At 62.9% G+C, this 18,039-nt stretch carries 13 protein-coding genes and 2 pseudogenes; 10 read left to right on the top strand and 5 right to left on the bottom strand.

The features are described 5' to 3' along the window. Positions 1-332 precede the first annotated feature (332 nt). From N0Q91_RS06550 to N0Q91_RS06540, 3 genes are all read left to right on the top strand, one after another. Positions 333-1,547 (top strand): pyrophosphate--fructose-6-phosphate 1-phosphotransferase, encoded by a 1,215-nt coding sequence (locus N0Q91_RS06550; protein ID WP_018095469.1) that lies wholly within the window; start codon positions 333-335, stop codon positions 1,545-1,547. Between the two features lie 138 nt (positions 1,548-1,685). After that, positions 1,686-2,321: a LysE family translocator gene (locus N0Q91_RS06545; protein WP_275597648.1), complete on the top strand. Its 636-nt coding sequence runs from the start codon at positions 1,686-1,688 to the stop codon at positions 2,319-2,321. A 133-nt stretch (positions 2,322-2,454) separates the two neighbouring features. Then, positions 2,455-3,459 (top strand): transglycosylase SLT domain-containing protein, encoded by a 1,005-nt coding sequence (locus tag N0Q91_RS06540; protein ID WP_275597647.1) that lies wholly within the window; start codon positions 2,455-2,457, stop codon positions 3,457-3,459. Between the two features lie 32 nt (positions 3,460-3,491). On the opposite strand, the gene N0Q91_RS06535 is transcribed toward N0Q91_RS06540, so the two are convergent. Beyond that, entirely contained in the window at positions 3,492-4,853 is a 1,362-nt protein-coding gene (locus tag N0Q91_RS06535; protein ID WP_275597646.1) for a serine hydrolase domain-containing protein, read from the bottom strand. Between the two features lie 167 nt (positions 4,854-5,020). Here N0Q91_RS06535 and N0Q91_RS06530 point away from each other — a divergent pair. From N0Q91_RS06530 to N0Q91_RS06510, 5 genes and pseudogenes are all read left to right on the top strand, one after another. After that, positions 5,021-6,270, top strand: a pseudogene (locus tag N0Q91_RS06530) (BtaA family protein). Continuing rightward, positions 6,267-6,932, top strand: coding sequence for a class I SAM-dependent methyltransferase (locus N0Q91_RS06525; protein WP_275597645.1), 666 nt, complete (start codon positions 6,267-6,269; stop codon positions 6,930-6,932). Before N0Q91_RS06530 ends, N0Q91_RS06525 begins: the two are co-directional and overlap by 4 nt. 161 nt (positions 6,933-7,093) lie before the next feature. Continuing rightward, entirely contained in the window at positions 7,094-7,879 is a 786-nt protein-coding gene (locus tag N0Q91_RS06520) for a glycoside hydrolase family 25 protein (protein ID WP_275597644.1), read from the top strand. Between the two features lie 137 nt (positions 7,880-8,016). After that, complete coding sequence (locus N0Q91_RS06515; RefSeq protein ID WP_275597643.1) at positions 8,017-9,234, top strand: lytic murein transglycosylase; 1,218 nt, start codon at positions 8,017-8,019, stop codon at positions 9,232-9,234. Between the two features lie 211 nt (positions 9,235-9,445). Continuing rightward, on the top strand, positions 9,446-10,390 hold the full coding sequence (locus tag N0Q91_RS06510) for a DMT family transporter (protein ID WP_275597642.1): 945 nt from the start codon (positions 9,446-9,448) through the stop codon (positions 10,388-10,390). A 532-nt stretch (positions 10,391-10,922) separates the two neighbouring features. On the opposite strand, the gene metF is transcribed toward N0Q91_RS06510, so the two are convergent. The 4 genes from metF to N0Q91_RS06490 all read right to left on the bottom strand — a co-directional run bounded on the left by metF (position 10,923) and on the right by N0Q91_RS06490 (position 15,929). Further along, positions 10,923-11,864, bottom strand: a complete 942-nt coding sequence (gene metF / locus N0Q91_RS06505; protein ID WP_275597641.1) for a methylenetetrahydrofolate reductase [NAD(P)H] — start codon at positions 11,862-11,864, stop codon at positions 10,923-10,925. A 2-nt stretch (positions 11,865-11,866) separates the two neighbouring features. Then, positions 11,867-12,889 (bottom strand): ArsR/SmtB family transcription factor, encoded by a 1,023-nt coding sequence (locus N0Q91_RS06500; RefSeq protein ID WP_275597640.1) that lies wholly within the window; start codon positions 12,887-12,889, stop codon positions 11,867-11,869. Positions 12,890-13,383: 494 nt separating this feature from the next. After that, entirely contained in the window at positions 13,384-15,033 is a 1,650-nt protein-coding gene (gene ettA / locus N0Q91_RS06495; protein ID WP_275597639.1) for an energy-dependent translational throttle protein EttA, read from the bottom strand. Positions 15,034-15,161: 128 nt separating this feature from the next. Further along, entirely contained in the window at positions 15,162-15,929 is a 768-nt protein-coding gene (locus tag N0Q91_RS06490; RefSeq protein WP_275597638.1) for a ribonuclease T2, read from the bottom strand. 98 nt (positions 15,930-16,027) lie between these two features. Here N0Q91_RS06490 and N0Q91_RS06485 point away from each other — a divergent pair. Next, positions 16,028-16,924 (top strand): annotated as a pseudogene (locus N0Q91_RS06485) (alpha/beta hydrolase); the annotation flags it as partial. A gap of 133 nt (positions 16,925-17,057) precedes the next feature. Continuing rightward, positions 17,058-18,011 (top strand): DMT family transporter, encoded by a 954-nt coding sequence (locus N0Q91_RS06480; protein ID WP_275597636.1) that lies wholly within the window; start codon positions 17,058-17,060, stop codon positions 18,009-18,011. Positions 18,012-18,039: the final 28 nt, after the last annotated feature.

The following is an 18,039-nucleotide window of genomic DNA, read 5'->3' as shown; positions in this document are numbered from 1 at the left end:
TTCCCTGTCCACCACGCGAGCATGATCTGATGCGGTGGCGATTTGCAAGCGGCAGAGCCGCGTCAACCATCATGGATGACGAATTTGTGATGGCCCCTCAATAATTCATATCGTCACAAATCTCAATCGAATTCCTGGACGGCGCCGTGCGACCTTCAGGCGCAACGCTGCAACCGCGCGGCCGGTTCCCCTTTCTCGTGATCCACAACCCTGTCATTTAATTTCCATCGGATTTGGGTTAGACCACCGCTATCTTTGATCTAAGGCAAGGATTTAGAATGCGGTTGATCTCACGAGCGATCGCTTGATGCCGAAATCCCCAGGAGGACCCCATGGCCAAGAAGAAAGTCGCAATGTTGACGGCAGGCGGGCTCGCGCCCTGCCTCTCATCCGCTGTCGGCGGCCTGATCGAACGCTACACGGACATCGCGCCGGACTATGAGCTCGTGGCCTACCGTTCCGGCTATCAGGGCCTGCTTCTCGCCGACCGGATCGAAATCACGCCGGCCATGCGCGAGAAGGCGCATGTGCTCCACCGCCACGGCGGATCGCCGATCGGCAACAGCCGCGTGAAACTCACGAACACGGCCGACTGCGTGAAGCGCGGCCTCGTCAAGGAAGGGGAGAATCCGCTGCGCGTTGCGGCCGAGAGGCTCGCCTCCGACGGCATCAGCATCCTGCACACGATCGGCGGCGACGATACCAACACCACGGCGGCCGATCTCGCAGCCTATCTCGGAGCCAACGGCTACGATCTGACGGTCGTGGGGCTGCCGAAGACGGTCGACAACGACGTGGTGCCCATCCGCCAGACACTCGGCGCCTGGACGGCGGCCGAATACGGCGCACGCTTCTTCGACCATGTCAGCAACGAACAGAGCGCTGCGCCGCGCACCCTCGTCGTCCATGAAGTCATGGGCCGCCACTGCGGCTGGCTGACCGCGGCAACCGCGCGCGCCTATATCCAGCTGGCCGGCAACAAGGAATATGTCGACGGCTTCATGATGAACGCACAGCTGAAGAACATCGACGGCCTCTACCTTCCCGAGATGGCGTTCGATCTGGAAGCGGAAGCCGAGCGCCTGCGCGAAGTCATGGATCGCGCCGGGTTCGTCACGCTGTTCGTGAGCGAAGGCGCCTGCCTCGATGCCATCGTCGCCGAGCGGGAGGCCGCCGGCGAGACGGTCAAGCGCGACGCGTTCGGCCACGTGAAGATCGATACGATCAACGTCGGCAACTGGTTCTCCAAGCAGTTTGCGGCGCTCCTCGGCGCCGAGCGGTCCATGGTGCAGAAGTCCGGCTACTATGCCCGCTCCGCCCCCGCCAATGTCGACGATCTGCGCCTCATCCAGAGCATGGTCGATCTGGCGGTCGAGAGCGCGCTCAACAAGGTCTCCGGCGTGACGGGTCACGACGAGGACCAGGGCGGGCGGCTGCGCACGATCGAGTTCCCGCGCATCAAGGGCGGAAAGCATTTCGACACGTCCGCGAAATGGTTCGGCGAGGTCATGGATGTCGTCGGTCAGAAATGGCAGGTGGCCGACTGATAAAGGACGAGGAACGGTTCGCTGTTTTCTGAAACGGCGAACCGCTTCTCACCGGAGGCTTCCGCTCGAGAGGAGTTGACGGCTGCGCGCCGGCATGGCTCCCTCCTCTTCAGCAGCCATTCAACCGCGGAGCCCCTCATGTCCTTCGAACACTGGTTCGCCTTCGCCGCCGCATCTGCGGTGCTGCTTGCGATTCCCGGCCCCACGATCCTTCTCGTCATATCCTATGCGCTCGGCCACGGCCGCAAGATCGCGGGGGCGACCGTGGCTGGTGTGGCTCTTGGCGATTTCACCGCAATGACGGCGTCGATGCTCGGCCTCGGCGCTCTGCTTGCAACCTCGGCGGCGATTTTCACCGTGCTGAAGTGGGTCGGCGCCGCCTATCTCGTCTGGCTCGGCATCAAGCTCTGGAAGGCGCCGGTCGGCAACGACAGCGGGAACACCCTTGAAACGAGTCCTGCAGAAAGGCCGCTGCGGATCTTCGTTCACACCTATGCGGTGACCGCACTCAACCCGAAGAGCATTCTCTTCTTCGTCGCCTTCCTGCCCCAGTTCCTCGATCTGTCGCGGCCGCTTTTCGCGCAGATGGCGATCTTCGAGACGACATTCCTGATACTCGCCACGATCAACGCGGCGCTTTATGCCTGGCTTGCTGCCGCGGCCGGAAGCACCATCCGCAAGCCGAATGTCCGGCGCATCGTCAATCGCCTCGGTGGTTCGCTGCTCATCGGCGCCGGCCTGCTGACGGCGGGTCTGAAGCGCGCCACGACTTGACATGAGCAGTCTCTGAAATGCTCTCACGCGCTTGCCGCAACCGGCGGCATAGGTTAATGGAGATTCAAGCGCGGCGGGGTGGCAACCGCTGATTTGCAGGGGCTACGGGGCCCAGAAGCACGAAAGTGACAGCATGGCGAAATTCCGTATTCCCCTTTCGAAGCGGGCACTTGCCGCCGTGTCCCTCGTTTCCGTCGCTGTTGCTTCCGGATGTTCCACGGTCGAGCATACGTCGCTTGCGGAGTTAACGGCCGTGCAGACGGTCACGCCCCTGCCGAAGCCGGGAACGGAGACGACGGCTTACGCACTGCCTGCGCCGATCGGCGCAACGGCGAGCACCTCGGCCGCATTGACCGCACCAACCTCGTCGGCGGCGCCGGCAAGCGCCGCAGGAACTGATGTCGCTGGCGAAACGAAGACGGCGCCCGCGACAGACACGACCCTCGCTTTCGCGGCTCCCCAGTCGGTCGCCGTGCCGGCGGCCAAACCCGCGCAGCCCTTTGAAGTAGCGATGGCGACACCCGCCTCGGCAGGCACCTCCCCGGCAGCCGCGCCGCCGGTCCCCGAGAAAGGCGCCGGACATCAGTCCGCCCCGCTTATCGGAGTTGCCGCCTCGTGGGAGTCGGATTTCGACACCGGCGAGCCGGTCGGTCTGGAAACGCTTGTCGCCAAGCGCATGATCGTTCCGACGGAGCGCCCGAAGACGGGCGTGTTCGGCACCGCAGTCGGCGCGGTCGCAAGCGTCATCCCCGATTCGCTGAAGTCCGGAAAAACACCGACCAGCTCGCGGCCGGAGCTTGACAGGCTGATCAAATATTATGCCGAGCTGAACGGTCTGCCGCTCGAGCTGGTGCACCGGGTGGTCAGGCGCGAGAGCAACTACAACCCCCGCGCCTACAGCAAAGGCAATTTCGGGTTGATGCAGATCCGCTATAACACGGCCAAGGGTCTCGGCTATGAGGGTCCGGCCGAAGGGCTCTTCGACGCGGAAACCAACCTCAAATACGCGACCAAGTATCTGCGCGGAGCGTGGATGGTTGCCGACAACCAGCACGACGGCGCGGTAAGGCTCTATGCCAGCGGCTATTACTACCATGCCAAGCGCAAGGGCATGCTCGACGAGCTGAATATGAGGTAAGCCGAGCGGCTGGCCTGTCTGCCGGACATCGCTCAATCGAGCGCGTCGATTATCCTCGCATTCAGCTTCTGCACGTCGTAGCCGAGGCGCGACGGTGTCAGCCCCAGGCGGACGACCGCGAGGCGAAGCGAGGGGACGATCATGATCGCCTGCCCGTCATGTCCAAGCATCCAGAACGTGTCGGGCGGGAAATTCGCCGTTCCGGCGCGGATACCGTTTTCCTTGAGCCAAACCTGGCCGGCCCCGTAGTCGCCGCCGGAAGCCGCAGTCGGCGTGCGCATGAAGGATACGTAACCTTCCGGCAGGAGCCGCCTCCCCTTCCAGCTTCCGTCCTGAAGCAGAAACTCGGCGAAGCGCGCCCAGTCCGGCGCCGACGCATACATGTAGGAAGAACCGACGAAGGTTCCGCTTGCATCCGTCTCCATCACGGCGCTCGTCATCCCGAGCGGAGCGAAGAGCGCCTCGCGCGGATAGGAAAGCGCTTCGGCCGGATCGTCGAATGTCTCCATCCAGAGCCGGGACAGAAGATTGCTCGTGCCGCTCGAATAGGCGAATTTCGTGCCCGGAGCCGCCTCCAGAGGCTTCGAGGCGACGAAGCCGGCCATGTCGCTTTCCAGATAGAGCATGCGCGTCACGTCCGTGACGTCGCCGTAATCCTCGTTGAAATCGAGCCCGCTCTGCATCGCGAGAAGATCGGTCAGCTTGATGCGAGCCCGCTCGTCGCCGTTCCATTCGGTCACCAGATCGGTCTGGGCCAGATCCATCCGCCCTTCGGCAATGCGCCGGCCGATGATCGCCGCCGTCACGGACTTCGTCATGGACCAGCCGAGCAGGGGCGTGTTCCGGTCGAAGCCCGCCGCATAGGTTTCCGCGACCAGCCTGCCATCCCTGACGACCACGATTGCGCGCATGCCCGGACCTGCCAGTGCCGGATCTTCGACAAGCATTTGCATGGCCGCGTCGATGTCCGGCTTGTCCCCGTCCGGCCAGTCGACGCCAGGATCGTGGGCGAGAGGCGCCGTCGCCGACTCGGTCCCGCGCATCCCCGCGATGGCCTCGGCGCTGCCTCCGCTCACATTGGCGCAACCGCTGCCCGGACGGTAGACGGCGCGGCCGGGTGCGGCAAAGCCCAGGATACGCGCCGTCACGCTCTGCTCTTCCCGATCGACCGAAACGCGCACGAGCTTCAGCAGCGGGTGGCCGGGCGCCTGCACGTCCTGCGCCAGCACTTCCTGCGGATCGCGTCCGGCGAGGAACACGTTGGAGCAGACGATCTTGGCGGCATAGCCGTCTCCCACCTTGAGGAGTTCAGGCGGAAACAGCGCCAGCCAACCGACGAGGCCCACGAGCGCGGCCGCCCCCAGTCCGCCAAGCGTCTTCAGAAGACCCTTCATTCTCGCCCTCCCGCTCTTCGCATAAGTGCTACTGCGCTTTCGCCCGTCTGACCAGTCGGATGAGTGGCAATACCCGAATCCCTGCGAGCCCCTGTGCGAAACCTCGTCATCAAAGTGTAGCCGAGTCACCTTAGAAGCGGCTCAGTTTCAACTGGACGATAGGCAAGATGACCGACTTCGCCCCGGATGCCGGCTTCGGCAAGAAGAATCCGAAACTGAAAAGCGCACTCCTGCAGCATAAACCTCTCTCCCCGCCGGTCTCTCCGAACGCCTGTTCGGTCTGCTCTTTTCCGGACTCGTCTACCCGCAGATCTGGGAGGACCCGATTGTCGACATGGAAGCGATGCAGATCGGACCCGGGCATCGGATCGTGACGATCGGTTCCGGCGGCTGCAACATGCTGACCTACCTCTCGGCCGCGCCTGCCCGGATAGACGTGGTCGATCTCAATCCCCATCACATCGCGCTCAACCGGCTGAAGCTTTCGGCCTTTCGCCACCTGCCGAGCCACAAGGACGTGGTGCGGTTCCTCGCCGTCGAAGGTACGCGCACGAATGGCCAGGCTTACGACGTGTTCCTCGCTCCGAAGCTCGATCCGGCAACCCGCGCCTATTGGAACGGCCGGGACCTCACCGGCCGCCGGCGCATCGGCGTCTTCGGGCGCAACATTTACCGTACCGGCCTGCTCGGCCGCTTCATTGCCGCGAGCCATGTTCTCGCACGGCTGCACGGCGTCAATCCTGAAGACTTCGCAAAGGCGCGCTCCATGCGCGAGCAGCGGCAGTTCTTCGACGACAAGCTCGCTCCGCTCTTCGAGCGTCCGGTCATCCGGTGGATCACCAGCCGCAAGAGCTCCCTTTTCGGCCTCGGCATTCCGCCGCAGCAGTTCGACGAACTCGCGAGCCTGAGCAGGGAGAAATCCCTCGCCGCGGTGCTGCGCAATCGCCTGGAAAAGCTGACCTGTCATTTCCCCTTGCGCGATAACTACTTCGCCTGGCAGGCCTTTGCGCGGCGCTACCCGCGGCCGGACGAGGGCGAGTTGCCGCCTTATCTTCAGGCATCGCGATACGAAGCGATTCGCCACAATGCGGAGCGCGTCGAGATCCACCATGCGAGCTTCACCGAGCTTCTCGCCGGCAAGCCCGCCGCCTCCGTCGACCGCTACGTGCTCCTCGACGCACAGGACTGGATGACCGACCAGCAGCTGAACGACCTCTGGACGGAGATCACCCGCACCGCCGACGTCGGCGCGGCGGTGATCTTCCGCACGGCGGCGGAAGCGAGCATCCTGCCGGGGCGCCTCTCCACCACGCTCCTCGATCAGTGGCACTACGATGCCGAGACCTCGATGAGGCTCGGCGCCGAGGACCGGTCGGCGATCTATGGCGGCTTCCACATCTATCGGAAGAAAGCATGAGCGCCGTGCAGACTGCGAATGAAAGCCAGGCTCACCTCATGGACCGCATGTATCGCTATCAGCGGTACATCTATGATTTCACTCGCAAATACTATCTCTTCGGCCGTGACACGCTGATCCGTGAATTGAACCCGCCGCCGGGTGCATCCGTGCTGGAAGTCGGTTGCGGCACGGGCCGCAATCTCGCCATGCTCGGGGAACTCTACCCCGGCGCGCGCCTCTTCGGCCTCGATATCTCGGCCGAAATGCTGGCGACCGCCAAAGCCAAGCTCCGGCGCCAAAATCGGGCGGACGCAGTGTTGCGGGTCGCCGACGCGACGAACTTCACCGCCGCCTCCTTCGATCAGGAAGGTTTCGACCGGATCGTCATCTCCTACGCCCTTTCCATGGTTCCCGAATGGGAAAAGGCCGTCGATGCCGCGATTGCCGCGCTCAAGCCGGGCGGCTCGCTGCATATCGTCGATTTCGGCCAGCAGGAAGGTTGGCCGGCCGGCTTCCGCCGCCTCCTCCAGGCCTGGCTCGGACGTTTCCACGTCACGCCGCGCGAATCGCTTTTCGACGCGATGCGCAAAAGGGCCGAGAGAGACGGAGCGGCGCTCGAGGTCAGATCGCTCGGACGAGGTTATGCCTGGCTCGCCGTCTATCGCCGCGCGGCACCGTAGCGGACGATGGCGGAAAGCATTCGGCTGCAATTCCCACTTGAGCTAACGCAATTTTTACGATGATATGGTGAAAAGGAGGTCACGCCTCCCTGGGGGACATCACCAATCATGGAAACCATCGCGTGAGGCAGGATCGTCGTTCGTCTCGAAACGGAACCCCCATGCGCCGGCTTCTCCTGGCATTGCTGCCCATCGCCTCCATTCTCTCTTCCTGTACCTCCACCGATTACGACCTCGTCAAGACGGCCTCCATTCAGCCGCGCTTCCACGATACGGATCCGCAGGATTTCGGCGGCCGCACGCCGCACCATCACAGCGTTCACGGAATCGACGTCTCCAAGTGGAACGGCGACATCGATTGGCGAAAGGTCAAGAATTCCGGCGTGTCGTTCGCGTTCATCAAGGCAACCGAAGGCAAGGACCGGGTGGACTCGCGCTTCCACGAATATTGGCAGCAGGCGCGCGCCGTCGGCCTCGCCTACGCGCCCTATCATTTCTATTATTTCTGCTCCACCGCCGACGCCCAGGCCGACTGGTTCATTGCCAACGTGCCGACGAGCGCAGTCCACCTGCCACCCGTCCTGGATGTCGAATGGAACGGCGAATCGAAGACCTGCCGCTACCGGCCGGCGCCGGACACCGTACGGTCCGAAATGAAGCGGTTCATGGACCGGCTCGAGGCCCATTACGGCAAACGCCCGATCATCTACACGTCCGTCGACTTTCACCGCGACAATCTGGTCGGCGCCTTCAACGACTATCATTTCTGGGTGCGCTCGGTAGCCAAGCACCCAAAGGACATCTACGTCGAACGCCGCTGGGCCTTTTGGCAATATACCAGCACCGGCGTGATCCCCGGCATTCAGGGCAGCACGGACATCAACGCCTTCGCCGGTTCCACTAGGAACTGGCAGAAGTGGGTCGCGACCGTCTCGCAGGCAAGATAGACCGGAGGACGGGGCGGCATGGTCCGCATTTTTCTTCATTCGGTCATAATGCTCTGAGAGAGCATCGATAGATTTCATTCTCGACAGACTTCGGGCCCGGCGGCATTCCGTGCGGCCGGCCACGGAAAGGAATTGTAATGACAGGCACAGCGCGCAAAGCCCTTCTCTCCCTCGGATTCCTTGCCCTCGCCGGCACGCCGGCCCTGGCGCAAGCTCCGGCTCAGTCGGGAAACCCAGCCGCCGCGTGCGGCGGCGACCTCGGCTCCTTTCTGGAGGGCGTCAAGGCCGAAGCGGTCGCCAAGGGCATTCCCGCAGACGTCGCCGATCGGGCCCTCGCAGGCGCCGCGATCGACCAGAAGGTGCTCATCCGCGACCGCACCCAGGGCGTGTTCAAGCAGACCTTCACCGAATTTTCGAAGCGAACCGTCAGCAGGTCGCGCCTCGACATCGGTGCGCAGAAGATGCGGGAATATGCCGACGTCTTTGACCGGGCCGAGCAGGAATTCGGCATACCGGCGCCCGTGATCACCGCATTCTGGGCGATGGAAACCGACTTCGGCGCCGTGCAGGGCGATTTCAATACGCGCAACGCGCTGGTGACGCTGGCGCATGACTGCCGCCGCCCGGAAATGTTCCGGCCGCAGCTTCTCGCTGCAATCGAGATGGTGCAGCACGGCGATCTCGATCCCGCGACGACCACGGGCGCATGGGCGGGCGAGATCGGCCAGGTACAGATGCTGCCTGAGGACATCATCGCCTATGGCGTCGACGGCGACGGCGACGGTCATGTCAATCTCAAGAAGAGTTCTCCGGATGCCATTCTGACGGCGGCGAAATTCATCCAGAGCCTGGGCTTCAAGCGCGGGGAGCCGTGGATTCAGGAGGTCCGCGTCCCGGAGCAACTGCCTTGGGAGAAGACGGGCCTGCAGTCCGGCATGACCGCCGGCGACTGGTTCGCACTCGGTGTCACGCCGCGTGACGGCAACACCTCCAACAGTGGGCTCGAAGCCTCGCTGGTTCTCCCTCAGGGCCGCAAAGGCGCCGCTTTCCTGACCTACCCGAACTTCAAGATCTATCTCGAGTGGAATCAGTCCTTCATCTACACGACCTCCGCCGCCTATTTCGCGACCCGGCTTGCCGGTGCGCCTCCCTATCAGCAGGGCAATCCGGAACCGGGGCTCGGCGACGCCGAGATGAAAGCCCTGCAGACCAGATTGCAGGCGCTTGGTCATGACGTCGGCAAGATCGACGGCATTCTCGGCTCGGGCACGCGGGCCGCACTGCAGAAGGAGCAGTTGAAGCTCGGCCTTCCCGCCGACGGCTGGGCAACACCGGGCCTGCTGGAGGCGCTTTAACCTTTGGCAGGACGCAAGAAGCGGGTGGCGACACCCGCTTCGCCGCAATACTGCTTGCACAATTCTGAATTGTCGGGCTCCTATTCCGGCTTAGAGCGCGGTCGTTCCGGATGGGCGCACGAAGTGCGCTCCAACTTATTCGGTCGACGCATCGTGCTTTCCGAAATCGTCCGATTTCGGGCCGATGCGGCAGCTGCTGCGCAGGCAAGATATGGCTTCACCCGCAAATTCCATCAGCACCCACATGACCATGCGCCTCTGGGCACTGCTCGGGCTGCTCGGTCTCATCTGGGGCGGTTCCTTCTTCTTCGCCCGGGTGGCCGTTGCCCATGTGCCGCCTTTCACGCTCGTGCTTTTGCGTCTCGGCCTCGCTGCCCTCGCCCTGCATCTCTATCTTCGCGGGCGACACGGCATATATCCGGCGCTCGCCGGGCGCTGGCGCGAGTTCCTGCTCATGGGGCTCATCAACAACGCCATTCCGCATGCGTTCATCTTTCTCGGCCAGACGCATATCGGCGCCGGTCTCGCTGCAATCCTCAACGCCACGACGCCGGTCTGGACGGTGCTCATCGCGAATGTCGCGACCGAGGATGAAAAGCTGAGCACCGCGAAGTTCAGCGGTTGCCTGCTCGGGCTTGCCGGTACCGTCGTGCTCATAGGGCCGAGTGCGCTTGCCGGCCTCTTCGGCGCTGCCGGCGACGTGCCGCTCTGGGCGCTGGTCCTGCCGGTCCTGGCGGCAGTCAGCTACGGGTTTTCCGCTTCTTACGGCAGACGCTTCCGCAATCTGGCCGCGCCGGTGACGGCCGCCGGGCAATTGACCGCATCGACACTCATCATGCTGCCGGTCGCGGTTCTCGTCGACATGCCATGGACCCTGCCCATGCCGCCGCTCACGACCGTGCTCGCGATCCTCGGACTGGCGCTCGTTTCAACCGCCTATGCCTATATCCTGTTCTTCCGCATCATGGCCGAAGCGGGCGCCACCAACACCTCGCTGGTAACGCTGCTCGTCCCGCCAAGCGCCATCCTGCTCGGCTATCTCTTCCTGGGAGAAATACTGCAGGCGACTGATATCGGGGGCATGCTGCTCATCGCCGTCGGCCTGGCGATCCTGGATGGGCGCGTCCTGAAGCTCGGATATTCCGCCGGACGGTGACCGTTCCGCGCGCCACGATCCGCCCCGCGGGCGCCGGTAGACTGATTCACCGACTTTTTCACACACTCACGCAGCGTTACAGATGTTTACATTAACCTCCTGGCAGGAATTGTGAATAAAATGTGGCATTCTAAATAGTTGATTGTTTTCAACATATTACATGTATTCATGAAAAAATCGGAGATAGGAAATTTCGCAGTGCAGCACAAGTTTCGCTTTCACATGCCGTTTTTTCGCCCTATGTTTTACCCGTCAACGCAGGGAGGATCAGCTTATGGGACTTACACACTCGTTGAACGTCCTTATGATCAGTGCAGCGTTCGCATTCGTGGCCGTAATGCTTTTCGTGTGATTCAGGGCCACTGACAGTCCAGCCGAAACGGGGACTTTAATTTCCGGAAAATCCATTTTGCAGCAAGGTCTCACCGCCGCTCAGGCGCAATAGTTCGACAGGCTGCAACAATCAGAAAGCCCATGAATGCTGCGGCATTCATGGGCTTTCGCTATGGTGCTGCTTATCCGAGGTCGGCCGTCATGCCCTCGCGACCGCCCGGACCGGGCGCTCCGTGTCTGCCGGCTGAGCCGGCGCGAGTTCCGGATCATAGCCCATCAGTTCGCAAACGGCAGTGATGAGCTGCGGGCGGTTCATCGTGTAGAGGTGGAAATCGCTGACGCCGCGCCGGACGAGATCGGTGATCTGTTCGGCCGCGATATGGGCCGCCTCCCGGAAACGCCCTTCCGGCTGATCGTCAAGAGGGCCCAGCCGCGAAACGATCGACTCCGGAACTCTGGCGCCGCAAAGACCGGCAAATTTCTGCACCTGGGTAAGATTATTGATCGGCAATATGCCGGGTACGATCGGTATCGCGATGCCCGCGCGCCTTACGCGTTCCAGATAGCGCTCGAAGTCGTCATTGTCGAAGAAGAACTGCGTAAGCGCGCGCGTTGCGCCATTGTCGACCTTGCGCTTCAGCATGTCTATGTCGGCAGCGACGTCGGGGCTCTCCGGATGCTTTTCCGGATAGGCGGAGACGGAGATCTCGAAATCGCCGCGCGCCCGCAGGGCCTCGACGAGGGCGGCGGCATTTTCGTAGCCGCCCGGGAAAGGCTCGTAGACGCTGCCGATACCGCCTTGCGGATCACCCCTCAAAGCCACGAAATGGCGCACCCCGCAGGCGACGAACTCGTCGATGACCGCATCCACCTCCGCCTTCGGCGCGCCGACGCAAGTGAGATGCGCGGCCGTATTCCGGATCTCCATCTCCCCGATCATCCGCTTGACCGTCGTCAGGGAGCGCGCCTTGGTCGACCCGCCGGCACCGTAGGTCACGGTGACGAAGGCGGGCGCGAAGACGGCGAGAGCCGTGACGGTCTGAAAGAGTTGCGCCTCCATCTCGTCGTTCTTCGGAGGGAAGTACTCGAAGGAAAATCTAAGACCGTCGCAGTCCACGGGATAAGGCGTCCGTCCGTTCATTCTCAAACTCCCCCTGCATGAAGGCGCTGGCGCGGCAAGTCGGCAACGGTTTCGACCGCGCGCTGATCGCGCGCCAGCCAGATGGTGACAGTCAGCTTCCCCTCCTGCCCGCCTTCCGGCGCAAGATCGGTCGTCTTCTCGAGCGAAAGATCGGCCTTCTGCAGCCATTCGCTCATTGTCTGGTGCGAAAAGCCCAGGCGCGCATGGGCATGGTCGTCACGCAGGTGTTCAAGCCCGTGCGGCGCGAAATCGATGATCACGAGCCGGCCGCCCGGGACGAGCATGCGCGCCGCCTCGGCAATCGCCGCCTCGGGCACCTCGAGATAATGCAGCACCTGATGGATCGTGACGAGATCGAAGGATTGACCATCAAGCGGCAGGTTGAAGATGTCGCCGTGGCGGATCGACGCCTTGGTGATGCCGGCCTTGTCCAGGTTGGACCGCGCGACCGCCAGCATGTCGCGGCTGGCGTCGACCCCGATCCCGCGGCGGTAGATACCCTCGAAGAGCTGCAGAATACGTCCGGTTCCTGTGCCGAGGTCGAGCAGGCTGTCGACCGGCTCGTCGCCGACCATCGCCTTGAGCGCCGCCTCGACGTCGCCTTCGGCGATGTGCAGACGTCTGAGCTTGTCCCATTCGGCGGCGTTGCGGCTGAAATAGGCCTGCGCCTTCTCCGCGCGGGTTCTCTTCAACGTGGCAAGGCGGATGGCATCCCTGGCCAGAATTGCATCGTCGGCTGCGGCCGATGCGAGAAGCTCGCGGATCAGCGCGACGCGACGGCCCTCCTGCCGCAGGCGGAAATAGGCCCAGGCGCCTTCCTGATAGCGATCGATGAGCGCGACCTCGGCCAACAATTTCAGATGACGGGAAATGCGCGGCTGCGATTGCCCGAGAATTTCAGTAAGATCGGTGACCGTCAGGTCACCGGCCGAGAGAAGGGCCAGCAGGCGCAGGCGCGTCGGCTCGCCCGCCGCCTTCAGGACGTCGACCAGCGCATCCAAACCAAGCGTTTCCCGATCAGCCATAGCCTTCCCCATCAACACATAAAGATATGTTTATGTGATTTGTGACAGCTGCGCAAGAGATTTGCGCATAGAGGCAATAGAATGGCGCCTGGAGGATAGAACGGCCGGACCTTGCGGTCGCCCGGCCGACAAATGGCGCGCTACGATTTGTGGAGATTTCAGAACGCTTGGGGAGCGGCTCTGCCCGTCGACCCCCTCTGCCTCGGCCCCGACATTCATCCTCAGCCGTGACCCCGACAGTCATCCTCTGCCTGGACCGGAGGATCCACACGCCGGGCATAGGAGCCGAACTCCGTGGATGACGCGGTGCATGCAACGGGACTGCGCGTAACGCCGCCTGTTTGAGTATCGGTGGCTTGTGAACGGATCCTCGGGTCAAGCCCCGAGGATTACGGCGGCGAAGCCCGGCGATGGCGACCGGGAGAGGCCGCCTTCGCTGGATGTACAGACTCAAAGAACGCCGTCAGCGATGCGCCGCCGCAAACCTATGACGGTCAACGCGTCAGGCGCTTGTAGGTTACGCGCTTCGGGTTGACCGAGTCCGGGCCGAGGCGGCGGATCTTGTCCTTTTCATAATCCTCGAAATTGCCTTCGAACCACTCGACGTGGCTGTCGCCCTCGAAGGCGAGGATATGGGTGGCAAGGCGGTCGAGGAACATGCGGTCGTGGCTGATGATAACAGCGCAACCGGCGAAGTTTTCCAGCGCATCTTCCAGTGCGGCCAGGGTCTCGGTGTCGAGGTCGTTGGTCGGTTCATCGAGCAGGACGACGTTGCCGCCGGACTTCAGCATCTTGGCAAGGTGAACGCGGTTACGCTGTCCGCCCGAAAGCGTGCCGACCTTCTGCTGCTGATCGCCGCCCTTGAAGTTGAAGGTCGAGCAATAGGCCCGCGAGTTGACCTCGTGCTTGCCGAGCTTGATGATGTCGTTGCCGCCCGAGATTTCTTCCCAGACCGTCTTGTTGGCGTCGAGCGCATCGCGGCTCTGGTCGACATAGGCGAGCTGCACGCTGTCTCCGATCCGGATGGAACCGTCGTCGGGCTGATCCTGCCCGGTGATCATGCGGAAGAGCGTCGTCTTACCGGCGCCGTTCGGGCCGATGACGCCGACGATGCCGCCCGGCGGCAGCTTGAAGCTCAGGCCTTCGATCAGCAGCTGGTCGCCATAACCCTTGGAAATATTCTCCGCCTCGATGACCACCTGCCCCAGTCGTTCGCCCACGGGAATGACGATCTGCGCATCGCCCGGACGCCGGTCCGCAGCCGCCTCGACCAGCTCGTCATAGGCGCGAATACGAGCCTTGGACTTCGCCTGGCGGGCCTTGGGGCTCGAAGAGATCCACTCCTGCTCGCGGCTGATGGCCTTCTGGCGGGCAGCCTCTTCGCGTCCTTCCTGCGCCATGCGCTTGGCCTTCGCCTGCAGATAGGCGGAGTAGTTGCCCTCATAGGGAATGCCCCGTCCGCGGTCGAGTTCGAGAATCCAGCCTGTGACGTTGTCGAGGAAGTAGCGATCGTGCGTGACCATCAGCACGGCGCCCGGATATTCGCGCAGGTGTTTTTCGAGCCAGGCGATCGTTTCCGCGTCGAGGTGGTTGGTCGGTTCGTCGAGCAGAAGCAGTTCGGGCTGCGACAGCAGAAGCTTGCAAAGCGCCACGCGGCGCTTCTCGCCGCCGGAGAGATTGGTGACCTCCGCATCGCCCGGAGGGCAACGCAACGCTTCCATCGCCATTTCCACCTGACTGTCGAGGTCCCAGAGGTTCTGGCTGTCGATGACGTCCTGGAGCTTGGCGCCCTCTTCCGCGGTTTCGTCGGAATAGTTCATCATCAGCTCGTTGTAGCGGTCGAGGATCGCCTTCTTGGCAGCCACCCCTTCCATCACGTTATCGAGCACGTTCTTCTGAGGATCGAGTTGCGGCTCCTGTGCGAGATAGCCGACCCTCGCACCTTCGGCGACCCAGGCCTCACCGGTATATTCGGTATCAAGGCCGGCCATGATCCGGAGCACGGTCGACTTACCGGCCCCGTTCGGGCCGAGAATGCCGATCTTCGCCTCCGGATAGAAGGAGAGATGGATGTTCTCGAGGACCTTCTTGTTGCCGTAGGCCTTGTTCAGCCCGGCCATGTGATAGATGAATTGACGTGCCATAAAGGAAATGCTCCGCATCGGAAGGGAATTTTGCCCGCTATGTAGGCGAATTATGGTGGCGGGGCAACGCCAAAGGCCCTTGCCCCCACGCTCCCCCGCCGCTTCCTCAATGCGAATTGCGGTCCGGATCAGCCCCGCCCGGCAGCGTCTGCGACCCCCTTTGCGCATTTGAATTCCGTCGGCCCCGCCGCCTGGATCAAATCCGCCAGCTCGGCTTTGCCCGAGAGGTCGCCCGAGAGCCCGATCGTCAGCCCGGTAATCACGTCGCGGCCGTTCACCGACTGGCAACGCATGCGCACCCGGTCTCCGGCCCCCGCCCCGAAAGTCTGGTCGAAGGCCTGCTTGATCTGTTTTTCGTCGAGTTCCCTGCCGATCCCGCCGGCGAAGAGCGCACGCACCGCCGACCGGTTGAGCTCGTCCAGAAGCCGGAGCTGCAGCGCGAAATAGTCCTCGGCATTTGCCGTCTGGCAGGTACCGTTGCGCAGCCATTGGTGCCGGTCCAGACCGGACATGACGCCTGGCATGGCGACGAGCAGGCGCTTGGCCGTCTCGTCCCCCATGGCGACTTCCGGCAGTTCCAGCCAATCGCCCTTGCGGTCGCGCGCTTTCAGATCCGCTTCCACGCCGCAATAGCTCTTCTTGAGCGGCCATAGTCCATGAAGCGAGAAATTCGTGGCGTCGAAGCGATCCGCGGTCTGATCGACGCATTCCTTGCGATCGGGCCGCGTCTCGCAGAATCCCGGCTGCCAGCTCACGGCGAGGACATATTCCGTCCTTCCCGCGCCGGTTTCGCCCTCGCTCGCCTCACTCTCCTGAGCCGCAGCGAGGGGCGCATTCGCCAAACCCAGCGCCAGCGCCGCCAACCTGATCAGATGCATCATCGCCCTTGTCTTCATTGCCCCAAACCCTCTAAAGGAAACAAAACGGGAACAAATAACGCCATATACGGGAAAATTGCAACCCTGAATCGCATCTGCGGATTCGTTGTGATCTCATGCGCAACGAGCAACAAGCTGCGGTTGCCTTTCCCACCCAAATCGATTTGATATCCGCACGGCATCCGCAAGTGGGGAGAGCGCATGGCATGTTCGGTCAGGTGAGGACGCATCGAAGCCCGACCGGCGCGACGCTCGGCTGGCGCCATCTCGGCGCCGCGGGTGAACCGCAAGGCATTCTCGTCATCAGCCACGGCCTTGCCGAGCATTCCGGCCGCTATGCCCGCTTTGCCGAAGCCATGGCCGGCCAAGGTTTCCACGTCTACGCCCATGACCACCGCGGCCACGGCACGAGCTGTGCCCCCGATGCGTGTCCCGCCATGTTCGCGCAGCGGGATGGCGCTGCCAAGGTCGTCGCGGATCTCCGCGCGCTCCGCGATATGGCGGTGGCCAGCCATCCCGGCCTGCCGGTCGTGCTGTTCGGCCATTCGATGGGCGGCCTGATCGCGCTTAACGCCGCCGAAACCGATCCGGAACTCTACGACGCGCTTGCTGTGTGGAACTCCAATTTCCGGCCCGGCCTTGCCGGGCGCGGCGGCCAGTTGCTGCTGGCGATCGAGAAGATGCTGAAGGGTTCGGACGTGCCAAGTCCGCTCGTGACGAAACTCACCTTCGGTGCCTGGAGCACCAGCATCGCCGACCGGCAGACCGATTTCGATTGGCTCTCGCGCGATAGAAGCGAGGTTGCCAAATATCTCGAAGATCCGCTCTGTGGTTTCGACCCGACCGTATCGCTGTGGCTCGACGTATTCGCCTTCGCCTTTGCCGGGGCCCGCTCCGACCGGCTGTGGCGGCTACCGTCAAGCCTGCCGGTTCACCTCGTCGGCGGCAGCGCCGATCCTTCCACCCTCAACGGAGAGGCCGTTCGCTGGCTGGGCAACCGCATGAAAGCGCGGGGCATGACGGATGTCACGATCGCAATTCACGAGGGCATGCGCCAAGAAACGCTGAACGAGATCGGACGGGAAAAAGCGATGACGGAGTTCGCCGCCTGGTGCCTGAAGGCAGTCGGGGAAAGCGGCACCGTCCATGAGCGAGCTCTCCCTTTCCAAGGCGGCAATCGACCACAACCGGATCTCCTACGGCCTGACGCTGATGGTCCTTTCGGTGTTGCTGTCGCCGCTGATCGACATCTTCTCGAAGCTCGCCATAGCGACGGTTCCTTCGGCCGAGATCACGGCGGCACGCTTCCTGCTGCAGATCGTCTTCATCCTGCCGATCGTCCTTCTGCGCGGCACGCTGTTCGATCTCACCTGGCGCAAGAGTGCGCTGCATGCGCTGCGCGGCGGCCTTTTGGTGGTGACCATGCTTTCCTTCATCACCACGCTGAAGGTCATGGAGGTGGCCGATGCCATCGCCATCTTCTTCGTGGAACCGATCATCCTCACCATTCTCGGCAGCATTTTCCTCAAGGAGACGATCGGCTGGCGCCGTTATACCGCCTGCGCTGTCGGCTTCCTCGGTTCGCTGCTCGTCATCCAGCCGAGCATGCAGGAAGTTGGTTGGGTCGCGCTTCTGCCGATCGTCGCCGCCTTCGGTCTCGCCGTTTTCCTGCTCGTGACGCGCATGGTCGCGCAGAACGAGGACCCCTGGTCGATGCAGTTCCATGCCGGCATCTGGGGAGGCCTCTTCTGTCTCGCGCTGCTCTGGTCCGGCGAGGGCAGCGGATCGAGCGTCTTCGATCCGGTCTGGCCGGACGGCCGCGCCTGGTACTATCTGTTGGGAGTCGGCGTCACTGCGACGATCTCCGGCGTGCTCGGCGTCTATGCCTATCGGGCGGCGCCGGCCTCGGTGCTCGCGCCGCTGCAATATCTCGAGATCGTCTCGGCGACGATTTTCGGCTGGCTCGTCTTCGGCGATCTGCCGGACGCGCTGAAATGGCTGGGGATCGCGATCATCATCGGCTCAGGACTTTATATCATCTGGCGCGAGCGACAGGTGCAGAAGACGGCGGGTATCGCGCCGGTGTCGCCGGCGATCTGACAGCGGCGAAACAGGACAGCATTTGGGA

Origin of the sequence: Sinorhizobium prairiense (genome assembly GCF_029201645.2) — a bacterium.
Lineage (GTDB): Bacteria > Pseudomonadota > Alphaproteobacteria > Rhizobiales > Rhizobiaceae > Sinorhizobium > Sinorhizobium meliloti_A.
This window is presented reverse-complemented; position numbering and strand designations above follow the sequence as displayed.